This is a genomic window from Pedobacter sp. HMWF019, assembly GCF_003061025.1.
Taxonomy (GTDB): domain Bacteria; phylum Bacteroidota; class Bacteroidia; order Sphingobacteriales; family Sphingobacteriaceae; genus Pedobacter.
This window is the reverse complement of sequence record NZ_QAIL01000318.1, coordinates 74,125-94,973: the sequence shown is the minus strand read 5'-3', so window position 1 is coordinate 94,973 and position 20,849 is coordinate 74,125. Positions and strand designations below refer to the sequence as shown.

At 41.4% G+C, this 20,849-nt stretch carries 17 protein-coding genes; 7 read left to right on the top strand and 10 right to left on the bottom strand.

Going from position 1 to position 20,849, the window contains the following annotated elements:
• From DBR11_RS18135 to DBR11_RS18120, 4 genes are all read right to left on the bottom strand, one after another.
• On the bottom strand, positions 1 to 237 hold a 237-nt coding region (locus DBR11_RS18135; protein WP_146186578.1), incomplete at its 3' end, for a hypothetical protein.
• 269 nt (positions 238 to 506) lie between these two features.
• A complete protein-coding gene (locus DBR11_RS18130; RefSeq protein ID WP_158275324.1) occupies positions 507 to 1,706 on the bottom strand; it encodes a FecR family protein in 1,200 nt (399 codons plus the stop codon).
• 85 nt (positions 1,707 to 1,791) lie between these two features.
• Positions 1,792 to 2,415, bottom strand: coding sequence for an RNA polymerase sigma factor (locus DBR11_RS18125; protein WP_108554050.1), 624 nt, complete (start codon positions 2,413 to 2,415; stop codon positions 1,792 to 1,794).
• Between the two features lie 39 nt (positions 2,416 to 2,454).
• Positions 2,455 to 3,336, bottom strand: coding sequence for a LysR family transcriptional regulator (locus DBR11_RS18120; protein ID WP_108554049.1), 882 nt, complete (start codon positions 3,334 to 3,336; stop codon positions 2,455 to 2,457).
• An 80-nt stretch (positions 3,337 to 3,416) separates the two neighbouring features.
• Here DBR11_RS18120 and hutH point away from each other — a divergent pair, with 80 nt between their 5' ends.
• The 3 genes from hutH to DBR11_RS18105 are packed head-to-tail and all read left to right on the top strand — an operon-like array spanning position 3,417 to position 8,256.
• Positions 3,417 to 4,988: a histidine ammonia-lyase gene (gene hutH, locus DBR11_RS18115; protein WP_233260809.1), complete on the top strand. Its 1,572-nt coding sequence runs from the start codon at positions 3,417 to 3,419 to the stop codon at positions 4,986 to 4,988.
• Between the two features lie 3 nt (positions 4,989 to 4,991).
• A complete protein-coding gene (hutI, locus tag DBR11_RS18110) occupies positions 4,992 to 6,251 on the top strand; it encodes an imidazolonepropionase (protein WP_108554047.1) in 1,260 nt (419 codons plus the stop codon).
• Between the two features lie 4 nt (positions 6,252 to 6,255).
• Entirely contained in the window at positions 6,256 to 8,256 is a 2,001-nt protein-coding gene (locus DBR11_RS18105) for a urocanate hydratase (protein ID WP_199233878.1), read from the top strand.
• A gap of 50 nt (positions 8,257 to 8,306) precedes the next feature.
• Here DBR11_RS18105 and DBR11_RS18100 read toward each other — a convergent pair whose 3' ends face one another.
• The 5 genes from DBR11_RS18100 to DBR11_RS18080 form a co-directional block, all read right to left on the bottom strand.
• On the bottom strand, positions 8,307 to 9,425 hold the full coding sequence (locus tag DBR11_RS18100; RefSeq protein ID WP_108554045.1) for a metallophosphoesterase: 1,119 nt from the start codon (positions 9,423 to 9,425) through the stop codon (positions 8,307 to 8,309).
• 6 nt (positions 9,426 to 9,431) lie between these two features.
• On the bottom strand, positions 9,432 to 10,892 hold the full coding sequence (locus DBR11_RS18095; protein ID WP_108554044.1) for a RagB/SusD family nutrient uptake outer membrane protein: 1,461 nt from the start codon (positions 10,890 to 10,892) through the stop codon (positions 9,432 to 9,434).
• An 11-nt stretch (positions 10,893 to 10,903) separates the two neighbouring features.
• Positions 10,904 to 14,197, bottom strand: coding sequence for a SusC/RagA family TonB-linked outer membrane protein (locus DBR11_RS18090; RefSeq protein WP_108554043.1), 3,294 nt, complete (start codon positions 14,195 to 14,197; stop codon positions 10,904 to 10,906).
• A 238-nt stretch (positions 14,198 to 14,435) separates the two neighbouring features.
• Entirely contained in the window at positions 14,436 to 15,626 is a 1,191-nt protein-coding gene (locus tag DBR11_RS18085; RefSeq protein WP_108554042.1) for a FecR family protein, read from the bottom strand.
• A 106-nt stretch (positions 15,627 to 15,732) separates the two neighbouring features.
• Positions 15,733 to 16,293 (bottom strand): RNA polymerase sigma-70 factor, encoded by a 561-nt coding sequence (locus DBR11_RS18080; protein WP_108554041.1) that lies wholly within the window; start codon positions 16,291 to 16,293, stop codon positions 15,733 to 15,735.
• A gap of 182 nt (positions 16,294 to 16,475) precedes the next feature.
• Here DBR11_RS18080 and DBR11_RS18075 point away from each other — a divergent pair, with 182 nt between their 5' ends.
• Genes DBR11_RS18075 through DBR11_RS18060 form a run of 4 tightly spaced genes read left to right on the top strand, consistent with a single transcriptional unit; the run spans position 16,476 to position 20,657 of the window.
• On the top strand, positions 16,476 to 17,411 hold the full coding sequence (locus DBR11_RS18075; RefSeq protein ID WP_108554040.1) for a sterol desaturase family protein: 936 nt from the start codon (positions 16,476 to 16,478) through the stop codon (positions 17,409 to 17,411).
• Positions 17,404 to 18,027 carry an RNA polymerase sigma-70 factor gene (locus DBR11_RS18070; RefSeq protein WP_199233877.1) on the top strand — a complete coding sequence of 208 codons (624 nt, stop codon included), beginning with the start codon at positions 17,404 to 17,406 and terminating at the stop codon, positions 18,025 to 18,027. The genes DBR11_RS18075 and DBR11_RS18070 overlap by 8 nt, the downstream gene beginning before the upstream one ends.
• A 4-nt stretch (positions 18,028 to 18,031) precedes the next feature.
• On the top strand, positions 18,032 to 19,000 hold the full coding sequence (locus DBR11_RS18065) for a FecR family protein (protein ID WP_108554038.1): 969 nt from the start codon (positions 18,032 to 18,034) through the stop codon (positions 18,998 to 19,000).
• Between the two features lie 10 nt (positions 19,001 to 19,010).
• Positions 19,011 to 20,657, top strand: a complete 1,647-nt coding sequence (locus DBR11_RS18060; RefSeq protein ID WP_108554037.1) for a carboxypeptidase-like regulatory domain-containing protein — start codon at positions 19,011 to 19,013, stop codon at positions 20,655 to 20,657.
• Here the strand turns inward: DBR11_RS18060 and DBR11_RS29660 are convergent.
• A partial coding sequence (locus tag DBR11_RS29660; protein WP_158275323.1) for a hypothetical protein occupies positions 20,644 to 20,849 on the bottom strand: 206 nt, incomplete at its 5' end. The two genes, DBR11_RS18060 and DBR11_RS29660, sit on opposite strands and share 14 nt — an antisense overlap.

Here is a 20,849-nt window from a genome sequence, read left to right as displayed (position 1 = left end):
GTCTTTAAACGATATATCCAAGATCTGGTCTATGGAGGCATCCTTCACCTGAACACTCATCATGAGCTTTTTTACAAAATTGTTGTCGTAGAAAAAAACATAGCCGGTTTGTTTTTCAATAGATTGAAAGATCTTTTCAACGGGTACATTTTTTTCATTTAGATTGATCTTCTGGCTGTATCCTTTCGCACTTACCTGTGCAAGGGCTATGATTAACAGCAAGGTCGTTAGTTTCATAACCAATAATAATTTATTTAGGGGCCATACTTTGGGCATAGCATACCTAATCGTACTAAATTTCATTACTTTTGTGAAGTTTGGATTAATACAAGAATAGTTAACTGAATCATTTTTGACCGTTAATCGGGTTAATCCAAATATTTCCGTAGAGGTGCTCGTAACACTTCTACGGTCTTCTTAACCCCGGTCCTGTCTGGTTGGTGCTTAAGGTAAATATCTGATCATAGTGTCATTGGTTTAAGTGTTGATATGGTTTAGGTTGTTATTTATGGGGTAACAATAATTTTATACGTTGAATGTGCTGTCTTTTCCAGCTTCAAATGAATATCCGAATAATTCAGGATTTCTATAGCCTGGGCCGCATTGACATTGCGGTAAATCTTCCCTGAAAATTTCCTTTTAGGAATTTCTCCCTCATAGCCTACTTCTACATTGTACCACCTGGCAAATACCTTCATAATAGAGGGTATATCCGCATCTTTAAAATAAAAAAGTCCATCTTTCCAGGCAACAGCTGCTTCTGTATCCGCTGTTGCTACTTTGATTTCCGAAATTAACGGATCATAAGAGGATTGCTGGCCCGGATGTAAAACACGGGCTGATAAAGCAGGGTCAGCAGAAAATACCCTGACGGATCCTTCCAGTAAAGTTGTCTTTACGGATACCTCATCCTTATAAGCATTAATATTAAAATGTGTACCCAATACCTCTACCTGTTGACGGCCCGTTTTAACCATAAAAGGATGCTGTTTATCTTTTGCGACTTCGAAATAAGCCTCTCCATCCAATTCTACACTCCGGTTTCTCTGGCCTGAAAAAGATGCCGGATATTTTAATTTTGATGCGGCATTTAACCATACCTTGGAGCCGTCTGGTAAATACAGTAGGTACTGGCCACCCTTAGGAGTTTCTATGGTATTAAATTCATTAGAAGAAGTGGTTTGCCCTTTGGCCAGAGCGTAAACCAATTGTCCATTTGCATTTTTTGTGATCTGTACATCAGACTGTTTAGCAATTAAACCATTTGCAGCATCATTTAAAACAATCCGTTGACCATTAGCCAAAGTAAGAAAAGCTTTATTGCCTCCGGGTTTTATGATCCTCATTTGATTAAGAGCCAATTTTGTCTGAGCATTCTTATTAAATAATAAAAACGTAGTCGCAGAAAGAATCAGCAAAACAGATGCTGCGGCTACCCACCTGAAAAGAGACAGACGGCCGTTATGTTGCGATTGCGCAGAGGCTATCCTCCTGCTTAACTGTTCCTGCTGTTCCTCAACTTCCGTTTTGCCACTCTGTTCTGCAAGTAAGACCAATAAATTCCTAAGCTCCAACACCTCCTTCTCAGATTCAGGGTGTTCCTTTAGCCAGTTCATCCAATAGGCAGTATCTTCTGTATCCCGCTGAAAACAGAAATTCAGAAAAGTTTCATCGTACATTAATTTGCCTGTTGTTTCTTCGTGCATGGTCTGCATATGGTTTTGTTAATAGAGCAGAGAACTTTCTTTTTTCACTACTCCTTTTGTATTTTTTTGATTTTATTTTTCAAGATCAAAAAAAATTGACACCAATAAGGAACAATAGAACGCTAAGAGAGATGGCTAAGGATAAAAGAGCAAGCTGGTCCTTTCCCAACTCATTTTTCAATTTTTCTATCGCTTTATAAATTGTATTATATACAGTATTGATGGAAATTTGGTTTGCGGTAGCAATTTCTTGATAAGAAAGCCCTAAATAGAATTTTTGATAGATAAGTTGCCGCTGTTTAGGTGCAAGCTGCTCCACGTATCCTTTTAAAATATTGGTAATGTTATTGTTTGACTGTCGTTGAATATACAGATCTTCATGAGAAGGCAGCACCTCAAGCTCCTCAATGCTATTCAAATCTATCGGATCATGTTGGTCAAACTTATCCATTTTATATAAGGTGCGAAGAAAAACAGTGACAAGGTAATTGTGAAAGTTATTGATATGGGACAACTTGTTTCTTTGCTCCCAAAAATAAAAAAACACATCACTTATGGCATCCTTTATCTTATCAGATCCAAAGTTCTTCCTCAATCCAAGGTAACTGAGATAATGATAATAATGGGAATAAATTCTATAGAAGGCATTTTCGTCTCCATTCTGTACAAATAAAGTCCAATCCCCATCTAATTTTTCCCTATTCGCCATAGCATCTAAACTGAGGCCCTAATATATCTATATTAATTTTCAAACCAATAAATCAACCGCATTTTTCAGAGCCGGGTTTCTATTTGTATCCTTCCAAATGGCAAATAATTCGGTCCGTTGCCCGATATTTTCAATTTCAATAAACTTCACTTCCAAATCATAGCCATATTTTAGAGAACTGGGTACAATGGCCACCCCTAAGCCTTCTTCCACCAATTTAAAGATCGTAAGCGCATGAACTGATTTATGAAAAACCTTTGGCCGGAACCCCTGATCTTCGCAAATGCTCATGATCAACTCATAATAAAAGGGGCTATCATCGCTGGAGAAAAATATAAATGGCTCATTACTCAACTGCCGCACATTCTTAAAACTTTCTTTATCTAAGGGATAGTTTTTTGGAAGAACAACAGAGAACGAGTCTGTAAACACCAGATGTTTGCTCATCCCATCGGGAACACGAGGCAAACGTACAAAGCCCAAATCCAGTTTATCTTTTTCCAGAAGTTCTACCTGCAGTTTATTAGACATCTCCTCGAGCGTAGTCTGAATTCCAGGATAACTTGCATTCAATTTCAATAACAATTCTGGCAGTACCTTTTGTGCCGCAGAGCCTAAAAAACCGATCCTTAATTCGGCTTCTTTACCCTGACCAATATTTTCCAACTGCCGCTTCACGGTCTCCAGATGATTAAACATAAAGTCTACCTCTCCTTTCAGGTAAAGTCCGGCTGCAGTCAGTTCTACCTTCCTTTTGGTCCGGTCAAACAAAGTCACATTAAAGATTTCCTCCATCTGCTGGATCTGTCTTGTCAAACCCGGCTGGGAGATAAATAGTTTTTCTGCGGCCACCCGAAATTTCAGTTCCTGGGCCAGCACCTGGAAGTATTTAAGGTGTCTAAGTTCTATTTGATAACCCATAGTTATTAATCAATGATGTAAATGGTATTTATAAGCATCAAAACTATGAAATATATTTGTGTTAAATAAAACATATCATCTTGGAACAGATCTTTAAATACGGCACCGATTTTCTGACAGCTAAAAAAGCTTTAGCCATCAGTGAAGGAAAAATAAAAGGCATATTAAACCCGGAAATAAGGGAAAAAGTAAAACAAAGCAGTACAATTGTCGAAAACATTGCAGTCTCAGACAAAGCTGTTTATGGCATTAACACCGGTTTTGGTCCTTTATGTACAACCATGATTTCTGCCGAAGACACCAAGACGCTTCAGGAAAACATATTGAAAAGCCATGCTGTTGGTACAGGTGCACCAATTCCAGAAGACATATCCCGTTTAATGCTGGTCCTGAAAGTACAAGCTCTTGCACAAGGCTATTCAGGTATTCAGGAAAGCACGCTCGACCGGATCATCTGGCACTTAGAAACCGGAGCAATTCCCGTAGTACCGATGCAAGGTTCTGTTGGGGCTTCCGGAGATCTGGCTCCACTCTCCCACCTATTCCTTCCCTTAATTGGCTTTGGACAGGTCCATTATCAAGGCAATATCATCTCTACCGCAGCGCTGTTTGAAGAACACGGCATTACGGCTATACACCTTGGCCCAAAAGAAGGCCTTGCGCTGATTAACGGAACACAGTTTATTGCTGCCCATGGCGTTAAAGTGGTTGAAAAGTTACATAATTTACTGGCCACAGCAGACCTCACTGCAGCGATGATGCTGGAAGGACTTTTGGGCTCCATTAAACCCTTCAGTGCTGAACTGCATAAACTGAGACCTTTTAAAGGAAATATGCATGTAGCTGCCACCATGAGAAACCTGCTTCAGGACTCGGAAATTGTGGTTTCACATGCCAACTGCACCCGCGTTCAGGACCCTTATTCCCTGCGTTGCATTCCTCAGGTGCATGGTGCATCAAGAAATGCATGGCTACACCTAAAAGAACTTTTAGAAATAGAATTGAATTCTGTAACCGATAACCCGGTAATTTTTAGTGAGGATCTGACCATCAGCGGAGGAAACTTCCATGGACAACCTTTAGCCATGGCTTTAGACTATGCTTGTCTGGCTGCATCTGAACTTGGGAACATTGCTGACCGGAGAATTTATCTATCCCTGGAAGGTATTACTCCCGCCGTACCTAAATTGTTATTAAAAGAAACCGGGCTTAATTCTGGTTTCATGATCCTGCAATATACTTCTGCGGCTCTGGCAAGTGAAAACAAAGGCTTATGCTTTCCGGCAAGCGCCGACAGTATTCCAACTTCATTGGGTCAGGAAGATCATGTAAGTATGGGTTCCATCAGTGGACGTAAAGCCTTACAGGTGATCTACAATGTAGAAAAAATATTGGGTATAGAATTGTTCTGCGCCGCCCAGGCCCTGGACTTTCACGCGCCACTTCAATCGGGAAAAATTCCGGTTGCCATACACAAACTGGTCCGTCAGCAGGTTCCGCATATTGAACAAGACCAGATCATGTACGATCTGATGCAGAACTGCATTGATTTGGTGAGTAAAGGCACCTTACCACAAATTGCCAGAGCAACTGCTGCTCAGGAAAATGTACCTTATGCTACAGAATACAGTAGTTACTTTGACGAATTTTAAGTTATGGATACAGCATACAAACTCATAGGTCCATTTGCCCAGCTCATTACTTTAGCTGGCCTTCCCCTCAAAGGAGCCATTGCAGATGAACAAATAGTACCTATTGCCCAGGCAGGCATCCTGTTAAAAGGAAACAAGGTCTATAAAACAGGCAACTATGAAAGTCTGGAAAAGGAAGCCGCACTGCTTGGAGCAACGACAGTTACCCTCGAGGGAGAATATGTTTGTATTCCGGCTTTTACTGACGCGCATACCCATATTTGTTTTGCAGGTTCCAGGGCCCAGGATTATGCCATGCGCAATTCCGGAAAAACCTATCTGGAAATTTCTGAAGCAGGAGGTGGAATTTGGGATACAGTACAACATACCCGTAAAGCATCTCTTGACGAGCTGACTGCATCAACGATTCACCGGGCCAATCGTCACCTGTCGGAAGGGGTAACTACAATAGAGGTTAAAAGTGGTTACGGTCTATCTGTAAATGAAGAATTAAAAATGCTCCGTGCAATAAAAGCTGCAAATCAGGAAACGTCTGCAGAATTGATCAGTACTTGCCTGGCCGCACATACCCTTCCAAGAGATTTTGAAGGCAGCCATAGTGAATACCTCGAGAAAATAAGCCTGGAGTTATTCCCTGTACTCCTTGAAGAAAACCTATCCGGCCGGATGGACGCCTTTGTAGAGAAAAGTGCCTTTTCTCCTGAAAATATCCTTCCCTATTTTAAAAAAGCAATTGAACAGGGTTTCCAAATTACGGTTCATGCAGATCAGTTTAGTACTGGCGGAAGTGCAGTGGCTGTAGAGATAAATGCGCTAAGTGCGGATCATCTGGAAGCCAGTACCGAAAAGGAAGTCCAGTTACTTGCCCAAAGCGATACTGTAGCCATGGCCTTACCAGGAGCAACAATAGGTTTGGGATGCGCATTTAGCCCAGCTAGAAAATTGCTAGATGCCGGTGCCTGCCTGGCCATTGCCAGTGATTGGAATCCAGGTTCTGCACCTATGGGTGATCTGCTCTCTCAGGCATCTATACTTGGTACTTTTGAGAAATTATCCAATGCCGAAATCCTGGCCGGCATTACTTACAGAGCAGCCCGTGCCCTAAACTTAACAGACCGTGGACGTATAGAACAAGACATGCTTGCCGACTTTCTGTTGTTTCAGGTAAATGATTACAGAGAAATTCTATATCAGCAAGGCAAACTGAAACCTGCGCAAGTCTGGAAAAACGGTGAATGTGTATTTACTTCAAATTTTGACTAAGAACATGAACTTTCAAGAAGAAATCCTGCAGGGTATTCCGCAAAATTTACCCCCCGCAAAACCTTACGACACCAAGGCCAATCATGCGCCTAAAAGAAAAGATATACTCAACCAGGAAGAAAAAAAACTCAGTCTGCGTAATGCTTTAAGGTATTTTCCTGAAGCATGGCATGCAGAACTGGCCGCAGAATTCCTGGAAGAATTAAATACTTACGGCCGCATTTACATGTACCGGTTTCGGCCAGATTACGAGATGTATGCCCGTCCACTTTCCGCTTATCCGGCAAAACACCAACATGCAGCCTGTATTATGCTGATGATCCAGAACAACCTGGACCCTGCTGTTGCACAACATCCTCAGGAACTGATTACTTACGGGGGCAATGGTGCTGTATTTCAGAACTGGGCGCAATACCTGCTCACCATGCAATACCTGAGCAAAATGACAGACGAACAAACTTTGCATATGTACAGCGGACACCCGATGGGTTTATTTCCTTCATCGGCAAATGCACCTCGTGTGGTGGTAACCAACGGAATGATGGTTCCAAATTATTCCAAACCTGATGATCTGGAAAAATACAATGCCCTGGGCGTTACCCAGTATGGACAGATGACCGCGGGTTCCTATATGTATATCGGTCCACAGGGTATTGTTCACGGAACGGCCATTACCGTGATGAATGCTTTCCGCAAACAATTAAAAACGAATGAATCGCCGGCAGGAAAAATTTTTCTGACAGCAGGATTAGGTGGTATGAGTGGAGCGCAAACCAAAGCTGGCAATATTGCTGGCTGCATTACAGTGTGCGCAGAGGTCAATCCAAATGCCGCAAGAAAACGCCATGAACAAGGCTGGGTAGATGAAATCCTGGAAAATCTTCCTGAACTCATAGAAAGAGTCAACCTGGCCAAAACCAAACAAGAAACGGTTTCACTGGCTTATATTGGCAATGTGGTAGATGTTTGGGAGGGCTTTGCAGCAGCAAACCTTTATGTAGAACTGGGTTCTGATCAAACATCCCTCCATAATCCATGGTCTGGAGGCTATTATCCTGTTGGCCATAGCTTTGAAGAAGCCAACAGAATGATGGCAGAAGAGCCTGAAAACTTCAAAGAGCAAGTGCAAAATTCCCTTCGTCGTCATGCAGCTGCCATTAACAAACACACCGCTAAAGGCACCTATTTCTTCGATTATGGCAACGCTTTCCTATTAGAATGCAGCCGTGCCGGTGCAGACATCATGGCTACAGATGGCACCAATTTCCGATATCCATCTTATGTGCAAGATATTCTTGGACCTATGTGTTTCGATTATGGATTTGGCCCTTTCCGCTGGGTATGTTCTTCCGGAAAGGAGGCGGATCTGGCCCTCACCGACAAGATTGCACAGCAGGTAATGGAGGAAATTAAACAAACAGCCCCGGCAGAAATTCAGCAACAATTGCAAGACAATATCACCTGGATCAGAGAGGCCTCCAAAAACAAACTGGTGGTGGGTTCTCAGGCCAGGATCCTGTACGCAGATGCAGAAGGTCGGGCAAAAATCGCAGAACGGTTTAATCAACTGGTTAAAAGCGGTGACCTCACTGCCCCGGTTGTTCTGGGTCGTGACCATCATGATGTAAGCGGTACAGACTCTCCTTTCAGAGAAACCAGTAATATTTACGATGGAAGCCGTTACACTGCAGATATGGCTATACAGAATGTCATTGGCGATAGTTTTCGCGGAGCGACCTGGGTTTCCATACACAATGGAGGTGGCGTAGGCTGGGGAGAAGTGATCAATGGCGGTTTCGGAATGGTCCTTGACGGTTCCCCCGAAGCTGATGTAAAATTAAAAAGCATGTTGTTTTTTGATGTAAACAATGGCATTGCCAGACGCAGCTGGGCAAGAAATTCAGAAGCCAATTTTGCCATCAAAAGAGAGATGGAAAGGACACCTTCACTGGAAGTTACCCTGGCAAACCAGGTAGAAGATAATATCCTGGACAGTTTATTTTAAAACAAAAAGCTTCATTCAGCCTTAAAAAGCTGAATGAAGCTCGTGTTTTGCTAGAACGACAACAATTCTTTCCTCCCGGTAGTATTCACCTTATACCATTTCCTATTTTCGTATAAAGCACCTTCGTGATCGCCTTCATGCTGATTGACATCAATCCCCAATACCTTGCCGTTATAATAAAAACCAACATTAGACTTCACAATAGTATGACCTACAATGATTCTGTCAACATGATACAACTTTAACGTTTGATCAATTTGCTTTTCTGAAATTTTAGGTTCTGAGAAATAGCCCCGATACCAGAACAAAGAAGTTCTGGTGCCATCAAAAAACTTAAAAACAGCAGAATCTGTAAAAGACTTTTTCTCTTTTGCTTTATCGTAAAAGGGTCTGCACTTATCATTGATTTGCTGTAAGCCCATTTGAAGATCATTCACTCCTGGTGATATTCCCGCATGCAGACAAAGATTATCTCCAATCTTTTCAACCAGGTTTTTGCTGCGGAGCCAACGTCCTAATTCGGTATTCTCTGCGTATAGATCCATATAATCAAATCCCATAAGCCTGGCATTATCAAAATATTTTTCTTTTACATAGCGAAGATCACCACTTAAGTTCATGATGTCATGATTACCCAGAATGGTATGCAGATAACCGCCTTTGAATCTGGCTTCCTGCTCTAGCTTATACAACAACCAAATCACAGCGGGCACCTCTTTTCCCCTATCAAACAAATCTCCGCAAATCACCAGATGTCCATTTCCAAAGATCCACTTATACTGTTCGTCAATCACTTTGTTTACCAGTAAGAGGTCCCTCAGTGCTTTAAATTCCCCTTCAATATCCGACAATGCCAGGATTTTATCCGGCTGTTTAAATTCAGCCGGTTCATTCCGGAGCTGAGGCTGGAGCTTTACAGAAAAATTCCAGCCCGGATGATCAGAAAACTCAACTTCCACAGAAACCTTGGCTTTATCTTTTTCGGAAAAGGTTTGTACTTTGGCCTTTTGAACACCATCTTCAACAACAATGCGGTGAACCTCCACTTGCTGGTTCTGGTACACCACATACGGTCCATCCTGAGCAGCGCCCTTATCGTGCTGCTTGATCTGCGCTTTGAGCGTCAAACCGTTGATCAGCAAGGGAAAAAACATCACTAGCAAATTCATAATTGATTATTTATATCCTTGATTTTGTACCATGTTTGGATTTGAATTCATTTCTGCCAAAGGTATGGGTAAAACTGTTTTTAAAGAATTACTACTGATCGAAATCGTTTCTCCACCCGTTCTATATTTAGTAAAACCTAATTTGTTTCGTGTCAGATCAAATAAACGATGCCCCTCAAAAGCAAATTCTTTGCGGTTCTCTGCAAGGATAAGGTCTTGCAATGCCTGACCAGTCTGTGAAACGGGCACACTCGATGCATCTGCACGTTTGGCAATCACATCCAAATCTGCTGCAGCCAATGCATCCTTACCACCCTGTTTTGCTCTTGCTTCCGCTCGGATCAGGTACATCTCCGATAGGCGGATCACTTTAACCCCCTCCTCATAAGTGGTGATGTTATTGTATTTGGTAATTACAAAAGCCGGATCTTCACCACCGCTACCACTTCTTTTACTTTTGGCCATAAAGCCTCTCCGCACATCCGTAGCCGTGTACTTATTGTACAGATCATCAGTTGCCAACCCGTCTCCATAACTTGCCCCTTGCAATAAGAAACTTGCCAGCGCATCTGTACCCAGGTTATTGGTGGTATTATATACAATTTCAAAAATACTTTCACTGTTGTTTTGTGTCCTGAAATTTGTAGAACCACTTACATAATTGGCATTACTTAGGAGTGTATATTTATTGCTTGAAATCACATCTGTCGCCATCAGTTCCGCGTTGACCCAGTCGCCCATGTACAAATACACCCTGGCCAGCAAAGCTTCAGCAGCGAAATGGGTAATATGTCCCTTATTCGACGCAGAAAAACCTACCGGCGCAACCGGCATCATTGTGATCGCCTTTTTCAAGTCGCTCACTATTTGTGTGTAACCTTCTTTCACCGTATTACGGCTTGGAGAAATGATATCCTCCTTACTTGTACCGCTTTTTACAATTACCGGTATTCCAATATGGCTTGCATCTGGAGTTGCATTATAAGGCGCCGCGTACAGGCGAAGCAGATCAAAATGAGCTAAGGCCCTGAGGGTATAAGCTTCGCCTACCAAATGCTGAACTTCAGGTGCTTCCGTTGCAGCTAAAGTCAATTTTTCTCCCTTGGAAATAATGATGTTAGAATTCACGATCGTCCGGTATAAAATATTCCAGGAACCTGAAGCGGTCCCGTCATTAGCAGTTACAATATACTGGTCATAAGTAGTATAACGATTGGAATTTTTACGGCTGATATACATATTATCTGCCATCAGATCCGGCAAAACAGTTATACTTCGGCCATAGTAGGCAGCACTTTGTAACAGTCCGTAAGTACCCATTACTGCTGCCCTTGTACTGGGCAGATCAATCACCACCATATTCACATCGGTTTGCTGCTGAGGATTAATTTCCAGGAATTCTTTTTTACAGGAACCGCAACTTAAAACGGCCAGGAATAGGATTGCTATTTTATAAGAGTATTTCATTTTAGTTAGAATTAAAATTTAAGATCCAGACCAATCAAAGCTGTTTTGTAAACAGGTGCATTTTTATCTGCTAAACCATCAATTCCAACTTCAGGATCGAAGTTGATGCGCTTGTCTTTGATATAAGTAAAGAGGTTGTTTGCCCTGAAATAAATCTTCGCGCTGGCGATATTCAAATGCTTCATCCACTGATCAGGCAATTGATAACCTAAAGATACATCCCGAAGACGGATATAATCTCCATCATATAAAAATCGTGTAGAACTTTGCCCTGAAGTTCCCGATTGGGTACCCGTATATACGATTTTAGGTTGATCTGTAATATCTCCTGGTTTCTGCCATCTGTGATCATAAGTATATCTCGGCATCCTGGTGGTTGGGCTAAACCCTCCTGAACCATCAGAAAAACCTGTTGCGCCCCAATTGTCATAGATCTTATTACCGTAATTAAAGTAAAATTGGAAGCTCAGAGAGAAACCTTTATAGGTAAAGGTATTGGTTAAACCACCAAAAAAGTCTGGCAAAGCGCTACCTTGATCAAACTGTGTTGCCGATCCGTATTTATTGGTGGTTTGCGTCTTGGTTTTATCCGTGTACCAAAGGGCTTCACCATTTTGAGGATCAACCCCTGCGTAACCCACCAGGTAAAGCTGATAGAAATCGCCCCCAACATAACGGTCATATCCACCAGAAATAATAGGGCTACTTAATGCCGTGATCTTGTTGCGCATGGTAGAGATGTTAAAACTAGTGGTCCAGCCAAAACCTCCTTTATGCGATTTAACGTTGACACTATTCAGTTCGAGCTCGAAACCCGAATTTTTCATGGCTCCAATGTTATCCATGTAGCTGGTCAAACCATTGGTAGCAGAGATGGGTTTGCTCAATAAAAGGTCAGAAGTTGCGCGGGTATAATACTCAACGGTTCCCGTTAATCTGTTCCGAAGTACACCAAAATCAAGACCAAGGTTAAAAGGTTTATTCTTCTCCCAGGTCAGCAGGTTATTTCCATAATTGGAAAACACCAAACCTGGCGCATTGTCATAAGAAGAACTGTTGTACAAGGCTCTGGAAACAAAATTTCCAATATCCTGGTTTCCATTAACACCATAACTGGTTCTGAGGCGAAGATCTGAAAACAGCGTCTGACCAGACATAAAATCTTCTTTAGTAATGTTCCATGAAGCGCCCAATGCCCAAAAATTGCCATAAATATTTTGAGTACCAAACCTGGACGAACCATCTCTCCGAACTGAGGCACTTAAATAATATTTTGAATTGTAGTCTATTGAAGCATTGAAAAATATAGAATTAAGTGAATTTGCTGTTTCATTAGAACCGCCATCCACCAAAATAGAAGCATTGTCGAGTGTATAGGTATTGGGCAGAAAATTACGCTTGGTTACACTATTGCCCACTTCATTGACTTTCTGTGCTTCATAACCCAAATAGGTTTTTAATCCGAAATCACCAAAGTTCTTATTGTATCTTAGAATGGTCGTATTTACCCAATTTGAAGATCTTGCAGTAGAAGAAGTTGCCCTTCCTCCATCTGTACGGGAGGTTCCCACGCCTGATTTATTAAAACCAATAGATTCTTCGTAAACAAAGTTAATATTAGACTGATTTTCTATAGACAGTGAAGGCAAGATCTGATACTTGGCCAGGAAATTACCCAATACACCATAGAAATTATCCTTATTAAAACTTTCCTTTACCTGAGCAACAGGATTATATCGGTTAAAATAACTGAAGTCATACGTTCCGTCGTCATTATATGCACGTAACCAGGGCTGATAAATAGAATACATCCTTACCGGATTACCAAAAGTACCCGCATCAGCCTGTGTATGATCCTGACGATAGCTCAACTGGATACCGCCTGAAAAAGACAATTTCTCTGTGGCCTGGTTGGTTAATCTCAAATTGGCGGTGCTACGGGAAAAATCACTTCCCAATAATGCAGCCTTAGCCACATAATTACTTCCTGAAACATAAAATTTAGTCTTTTCCGTACCACCACTCGCAGAAAGATCAACTTGTCTGTAATTTCCTGTCCGGGTCAACAGATCAAACCAGTCTGTATTTACATTTGGATCTACTGCATTATCCTTTAAAGCCTGCTGAAAAAGAGAAGGGTCATTTCCTTTGTTCACCCAACCTTCTTTTAAAAGTTCCAGCATCTCTGTTGTATTCAGTGGTTTCTGTCCTTTAATCGGCGTCACATTATTGGCACCAAACTGCACAGACGCATTGATCTGTGTTTTGCCTGCAAAACCACTCTTCGTTGTAATTAAAATGACACCATTAGCAGCCCTTGATCCATAAATAGAGGCTGCAGATGCATCTTTCAAAACGGTTACATTCTCAATATCAAAACTGTTAAGGCTATTGATCTGGTCTGATCCCACCTGAATTCCATCTACCACATACAGTGGCCCGCTTCCCGCATTTACAGATCCAATACCTCGAATACGGACGTTAGGTACCGCACCAGGCTGGCCCGATCCGTTTGATGAAATTAAACCCGGTACATTCCCCTGAAGTGTCTCCTGAATACTGGCCCGCGGGCTTCCGTTGAGCAAATCTGCTTTTAATGATTTCGCAGATCCCGTAAAAGAGGACTTGGTCTGGGTACCATAAGCCACCACCATTACCTCTGATAAATTTTCATTAGCCAGTGCAAGAGTAATTTGCTGATAAGCATCTTCATCCTTAAGCTCAATAGACATCGTATACTTCTTATAACCAATAAAACTGGCTGTTAAGATATACTTTCCGGCTTTACTTACTTTAAAGACATATTCCCCGGATACGGTGGTTTGAGTTGTCTGTTTAAAGTCATCTCCGCTCAGCATCATACTCACCCCAGGAAGTGTTTGCCCGTTTTCATCGAAAACCTTGCCTTTTAAAGATAACGTCTTAAAAAACGATTCCGATCCCTGGTTTCCCTCTTTTCTGCTCAGTAGAACATTGTTATCAACAATCTTAAAGTCTAATGGCAGCACTTTAGAGCAAGCCTTTAGGACGGTCTCTATCGAGGCGTGCTCTACATGAATGGTCATTTTAAACTGGCCCACGTCTTTGCTATCGTAAAGAAAAACATAACCAGTTTGCTTCTTAATAGATTGCAGTACGCGTTCCAGTGGAACATTCTTTTCATTCAGACTGATTTGGCTGTATCCTGCTGCACTGGCCTGCATGAGTGCCAGAAAAAACAGAAGCATGGTCAACTTCATAATAAACAATAATTTAGGAGGCAGCCACATTTTAGACATGGCTGTAGTAATAGCATTAAAATTCATACTTTTGTGCTGTTTGGGTTAATACTGTAAATGATTTGCAAGATTGTTTTGTTCCGGATCTGATCCGGATTAAGGGTGCCCAGATATACCGCAGTTGTGCGCTAACACTTCTGCGGTTTTTATAACATAGGATCTTATTAAAAATCCGTAGTTCCGGCACCTCTTTCTGAATTAACTGGATCGTAGCTTTCTTTTCATTTTTTTGAAGTTAAGTTTGGTTATTTGGGTTGTTTAGGTATTACCTGGTCACTATAATTTTTTTGTTTTCAATCCTAAAATGCACTTTATAAAAGCTCAAAATATCCAACAAGCTTGACAGTTTTAAATTGCGGTGGATTTCGCCGGTAAATTCCTTTTGAGGGAGTTTCCCGTCATATTCCACATCGACATCATACCACCTGGCTATCGTCCTCATAACCGTTTTAAAATCAGCTTCCTTAAACAGGAATACGCCATTTTTCCAGGCAATTGCATCTTCTGCATGTACTTGAATAACCTGGAATTGATCGCCATTAAATACCGCCTGCTGTCCCGGTTTCAAAATCTCTGGTATTATCTTTACTTTCATTTGTGCAATTGGTGTAACTGCCACACTACCTTCCAGCAAGGTTGTCTTGGTACCCGGTTCGTCAGAATAGCTGTTCACATTAAAATGAGTTCCAAGAACTTGTACTCTTTGGCGGTCTGTAACGACAACGAAGGGTTGCCTTGCATTTTTTGCCACTTCAAAATATCCCTCGCCTTTAAGCTGAACGGTTCTCTCTCCGGCCTTGGCGAAGTGTGAGGGGAAGCTAAGTGAAGATGCAGCATTGAGCCATATTTTAGTTCCGTCAGGTAAATTGACTTCATATTCACCACCTTTAGGAGTTTCAATCTTAGTATAGGCCTGTTCACTATTTAACTCCTTTGAGGGGTTTGAGGAAATAGAAGAATTGTCAAAATGAAACACAAGTTTACCATTAGCCGCTTTGGTTACTCGTACACCAGACTGGTTTTCAAGATCGCCAATTTTGGCCTCATTTAATATAATGCGTTTACCATTGGCCAAAGTAAGAACTGCTTTATTCCCTCCAGGCAAAATATCTGCAGCGTAGTCACCCGCTACCTTAGATGTCTTCTCCTTATTCTGCTGATAAATATAAACCGCAGCACCCAAGACCAGTAAAAAAGAAGCCGCGATACCAGCACGCAACCAAAAATGCCAGTATGGACGGTCTATATGCAATTTCTGCCCTTTTTTATTAATCTGCTGGATATCGGATAACAAATCAGCAATAAATATTTTCCTGGTGCCTGGCTCCATTGTACTTAACGAATTTCTCTCTTCACCATGCGCATCGAACCATTCCTCCACCAACACAATCTCTTCAGGTGTACACCTTCCGAGTTCATATCTCTCTAATAATTCTGCTATATTTTTTGCGCTCATATCCTATCTTATGAACTGTAGTAGTTTCAGAATCTAAAAAGTACCGAAAAAAAATAATATTTTTTTCATTACACCATCTGGATACTGATCCAGCAGAACATGATGTTTAAAACAAGCCTAAAAACATAGAAAGAGACTCCCTTAAATGCTTTAAAGCAATACTGATCTGATTCTTAACAGTCTGATCTGACACTTTGAATTCTTCGGCAATCTCCTTTATTGTTTTATTCTGTTCCCGGCTCCGCTGATAAATAGATTTGGTTTTTTCAGGAAGTTGCGACAATCTCTTACGAATGGTGGTATCCAATTCCCTTGCATTCAACTCCTCATCAAGAGAACAATAAGCAGGCGATAAAGATTTTAATTTTTCTGCATAATCCCTCCGCACAATATTCTTTCTTATCTTATTAATTACCTGGTAGCGCACTGCAGCGAACAAATAGGCCTTTAAATGCTCATTGATCTGAATGGTATCCCGTTCTGTCCATAAACTGGTAAATAAGTCCTGGATAAGGTCCCGTGCATCTTCAAAGCTGTATAATTTAGATTCAGCAAAATCAGTTAAAGACACCACGTACCTGTTATAAATCTCTATGTAAGCCAGCTCATTACCTTCCCGAAAAAGAATGATAAGTTCGTTATCTGATAGTTTCCTGTAATGATCCATCCTAATGGAGAGCAATTTACAAAAATATCGGCAAAATCAATTTTATAGTAATTCCTGCGACATATTTTCAGCATCCATTTTATTTTAAAAAAAATCGGAGCAGACATAGGGGTAAAACCACTCTTGGGCGTAACAACTTACAAAGGACAAACAAGCTTTACGTAAGTTAAACCCGATAACCTATGAACCACCTCTTAGACTTCACAAATTCCCTTAAGCATTTATTTTTCGCACCTGAAATTGCCTTGACCGAAATCAGTACCCTGGAAAAAAAAGCACCTGATATTGTTGTATATGTGCTGCCCCTGGTGCTTCTCATTACCATAGTTGAATTTTTCGTTTCTTATTTTTTGGAAAGGAAAAATTACGAATCTAAAGAAACACTAGGGTCTCTGTTTGTAGGCGCCGGAAACCTGCTCATCAATCTCGCGATGAAGACCATTATGCTCTATGCCGCAGTTTGGTTATACAATGCACTTCCCTACAGGATGGCATTCAATTGGTGGACTTTGATCCCCTGTTTTATCATCTACGATTTTTGCAGTTACTGGACACACCGGATTTCGCATTTTTGCCGTTTTTTCTGGGCATCACACGTCGTCCACCATTCTGCAGACCATTACAATTTAACTGTCAACTTCAGGCAAAGCTGGTTCCAGTACACAAAAGTAATCTTCTTCATTCCATTACTCCTTACCGGTGTACATCCGGTGATCTTTTTCGTAGCCAATCAGCTTAGCTTGTTGTATCAGTTTTGGGTACATACTGAAGCCATTGGCAAACTCAGTCCTTTTGTAGAGAAGTACCTCGGCACACCTTCCAATCACCGTGTACACCACGGCAGCCAGGAAAAATACCTCGACAAGAATTTTGGGGCCGTGTTTATGATCTGGGACCACCTGTTTGGAACATTTCAATACGAAATGGAAAAGCCAAAATACGGCATTACCAGCCCATTAAAAAGTAAAATTGATCCGATATACCTTAACATACATGAATTTCAGGACATCATTACTGATGTTAGACAGAGCCATAGCCTGAGCAGAAAGTTATATTACATTTTTGCAAGCCCAGACCACATTGCTAAAAGAAAATCAGTAAAAAAAGCAGGTGTTTAAATATATTAGTAGTCTAAAGATCAACACAGCGCATAAGCTCTCCATGGAACACAACGATCATCAACTTCTGGAACGCATCAGAGCCGGAGATAAAAATGCATTTGAAATAACTTTTCGTAAGTTTTACAAAAAGCTGCGCATCTACGCTTATACTTTCGTCAAAGACAATGAAGATGCAGAAGAAATTGTACAACAGGTATTCTGTAAAATTTGGGAACGAAGAGACCAGCTTAGACTCGAAGGCGCATTACAACCCCTGCTTTATCGTTCGGTATATAATGAAAGTTTAAGCCAACTCCGCCATCAGAAAGTGAAAGATACATTTCAAGCTTATCAGACTCAGCATATGGAACAAAGAGATCTCGATGTCAGTCATCAAATACTGGCCATCGAATTAAACCAGCATATCCAGCGTGCCATTGCCGAATTGCCGGAGCAATGCCGAACCATTTTTCAGATGAGCCGTTTTGAGCAGCTCAAATATCAGCAAATTGCAGATGCATTGAACATCTCTATAAAAACAGTTGAAAATCAAATGGGAAAGGCGCTGAAGGTTTTGAGAATTAAACTCGTCGAATTCCTTCCACTGATCATCTTCTTACTGTATTTAATGTAATACCATGAACAACAACAATACCATAAACGATGGCCTGCTGGTCAAATACCTGATGAAGGAAGCAACTGCTGAAGAAGTTCAGCAAGTGGAAACATGGCTCAGGGACAGCAAGGAAAATCAGCAATATTTGAACGGCTTGCAACTGATCTGGGAAGAAAGTGCCAGCCTCGCAGAGGGCAGTGAGGAAGAAGAATCTGCAGCCTGGATTAAGCTGGAAAACCGCCTGAACTTAAACACACCAGTTGTTCCAAAACGCAGAATTTTTAACAGTCCCTCGCTCCGAATTGCTGCAATCGTTGTGCTGATTTGCGGCCTGGGCTGGTTTGCGTCCTATTATTTCCGCAACCCAGCACTCCTAACCCTGCAAAGCCATGCGGATATACTCCATAAGGTGCTACCCGACGGTTCAGAGATCACTTTAAACAAAAATTCAGAAATCATCTATTCAAGCATCTTTAGAGGCAAGAACAGGCCAGTAAAATTGACAGGGGAAGCCTTTTTTAAAGTAAGCCCAGATAAAGAAAAACCCTTTATCATTACAGTAAATGAAATAACAGTCAAAGTAGTTGGCACCACTTTTAACGTAAAAAACAGGAACAAAAAAACCGTTGTAGTGGTTGAAACGGGCACTGTACAGGTAAGCTGGCGAAATAAAACAGTAGAATTACATGCCGGAGAGCAAAGTATAGTAGACAAAGATCAAACCGGCCTGTCTAAGGAAAAAACCCGCAGCAAATTGTATAACTATTACAGGACCAACGAACTGGAATGTGAGCACACCCCTCTCCAGGAACTTGTTGATATCCTGAATGAAATCCATCATAAAAATATAGTGATAAGTAGAAGCGCTTTAAAAAACAAAGAGATTACAGCCGATTTCAAAAACCAGTCGCTGGAAGAAATCATACAAGTGATTAAAGAGACATTTAAAATCCAGGTAGAATATAAAAACCAACAAATTCTGCTAAAATAAAAGACGCTCCATGAAGTTTTCATTTTATCATCTTCCTTTCTTCTTTTTGCTCCCGCCCATCCTGATTGGATTTCATCAGACAGCCACCGCCCAGTCTTTGCTACATCGAACCATTTCAGTTCGCAGTCAGAATCAACCATTAGGAAAGGTGATGACCCAGATAGCGGAAAAAGCAGGCTTGCGGTTTTCTTATCAAAGCAAGATCATCCCCAAAGACAGTCTGGTCAATTTTCAGTGTACAGAACTGAGCATAAATGAAGTACTGGACAAATTACTAGACGAACGGTATGACTATTCTGAAACCCGAAATTTCATTATCCTGCGCTACGCGCCAAAACGCCTCTCTCTTGTATTGGATAAAGCCTGGGGCGATCAGGAAAAATATACGATAAAAGGTTATGTAATTGATGAACATACCAGGCAGAAAATCCCCAATGCAAGTGTCTATGAAAGAAACCTGGCGCAAGCCACATTGACCGACGAAAACGGATATTTTGAAATCAGTCTTTCACATATTAATCAACCCATAGCACTCCGCATCAGCAAAGAGAATTACAAGGAACTGACCACTTACTATTTACTGGAAGTAAAAATACAACAACCAGGCAAAACAATAAGAACTGAAGAAATATCTGAAGATCCTGGAGATCTGATCACCAACGGGCTTGCTCAGTTCCTGATCTCCTCTAAACAACGTATACATACACTTAATCTCGGAAACATAATCTCTACTGCACCCTACCAGGCTTCTTTAACGCCCGCAATCAATACCCATGGCAATTTTAGCGGGCAGATTGTAAATGAAATATCGCTCAATGTTGTTGGCGGGTACAGTGCAGGTGTAGATGGTGTCGAAGTTGGAGGCATTTTCAATCTCAATAAAATGAATATGCGCGGCGTACAGCTAGCGGGAATTTTTAACATCAACGGTGGCAAAGCCGACGGCCTTCAGCTGGCCGGTATTTACAATGATGTTAAAGGCAGCCGGACAGGTGTTCAAATTGCCGGAATATTTAACAACGTACAAAAAAGTTCATCCGGCATTCAATTGGCCGGAGTATTTAATACGGTTCACGGAACATCCAGTGGATTGCAAATATCCGGTATTTTAAACCAGGCAGACCAGCTTAGCGGTTTTCAATTCGGCTTGATCAATGTCGCTCACTCCTCCACCGGATACAGTTTAGGTTTACTAAATCTGATCAGCAATGGCTTTCAACGCGTCAATATCAGTACCAACGAAACGACAGCACTGAATCTAGCTCTCAAAACCGGCAACAACAACCTTTACACTTCACTGCTGGCTGGCATGAACCTTAAAAAGGAAGAAAAACAATACCTTTTCGGGGCAGGATTAGGAAAAGTGATCCATATGGGTAAAATGCTCAGCTTAAGTCCTGAACTGAGCTGCAGATACTTGTATCTGGGCAACTGGAATGACATCAATCTTTTAAACCGCTTAGATCTGGGCTTAAATTTCAGGCTTGCCGATGGGCTCAGAATCACCACAGGCCCATCTTTAAATATTTATTATAGCGATCAACTTACAGCCAACGCTGGTTACACCGATATGATCCAGCGCAAAGATCAATTTAATTTATCCAACCCTAAACTAAAGGGTTGGATTGGATGGACAGCAGGAATTACCCTTTTTTGACTTCTTTAATGGAAATTGTTGACTTCACCAGCCCTTTGCCGGCAGCTTCTAAACTGGTTAATCCGCCATCTTTCCCAGCCTGCAGGATAATCTGACACTTGCCATTAAACAAGCTTCTTTTCCAGACACCATTTTCTCTTTTATCTGATTCGTGACTGCTTGGATCTCCGTTGCCAACACCAATAATCTTCA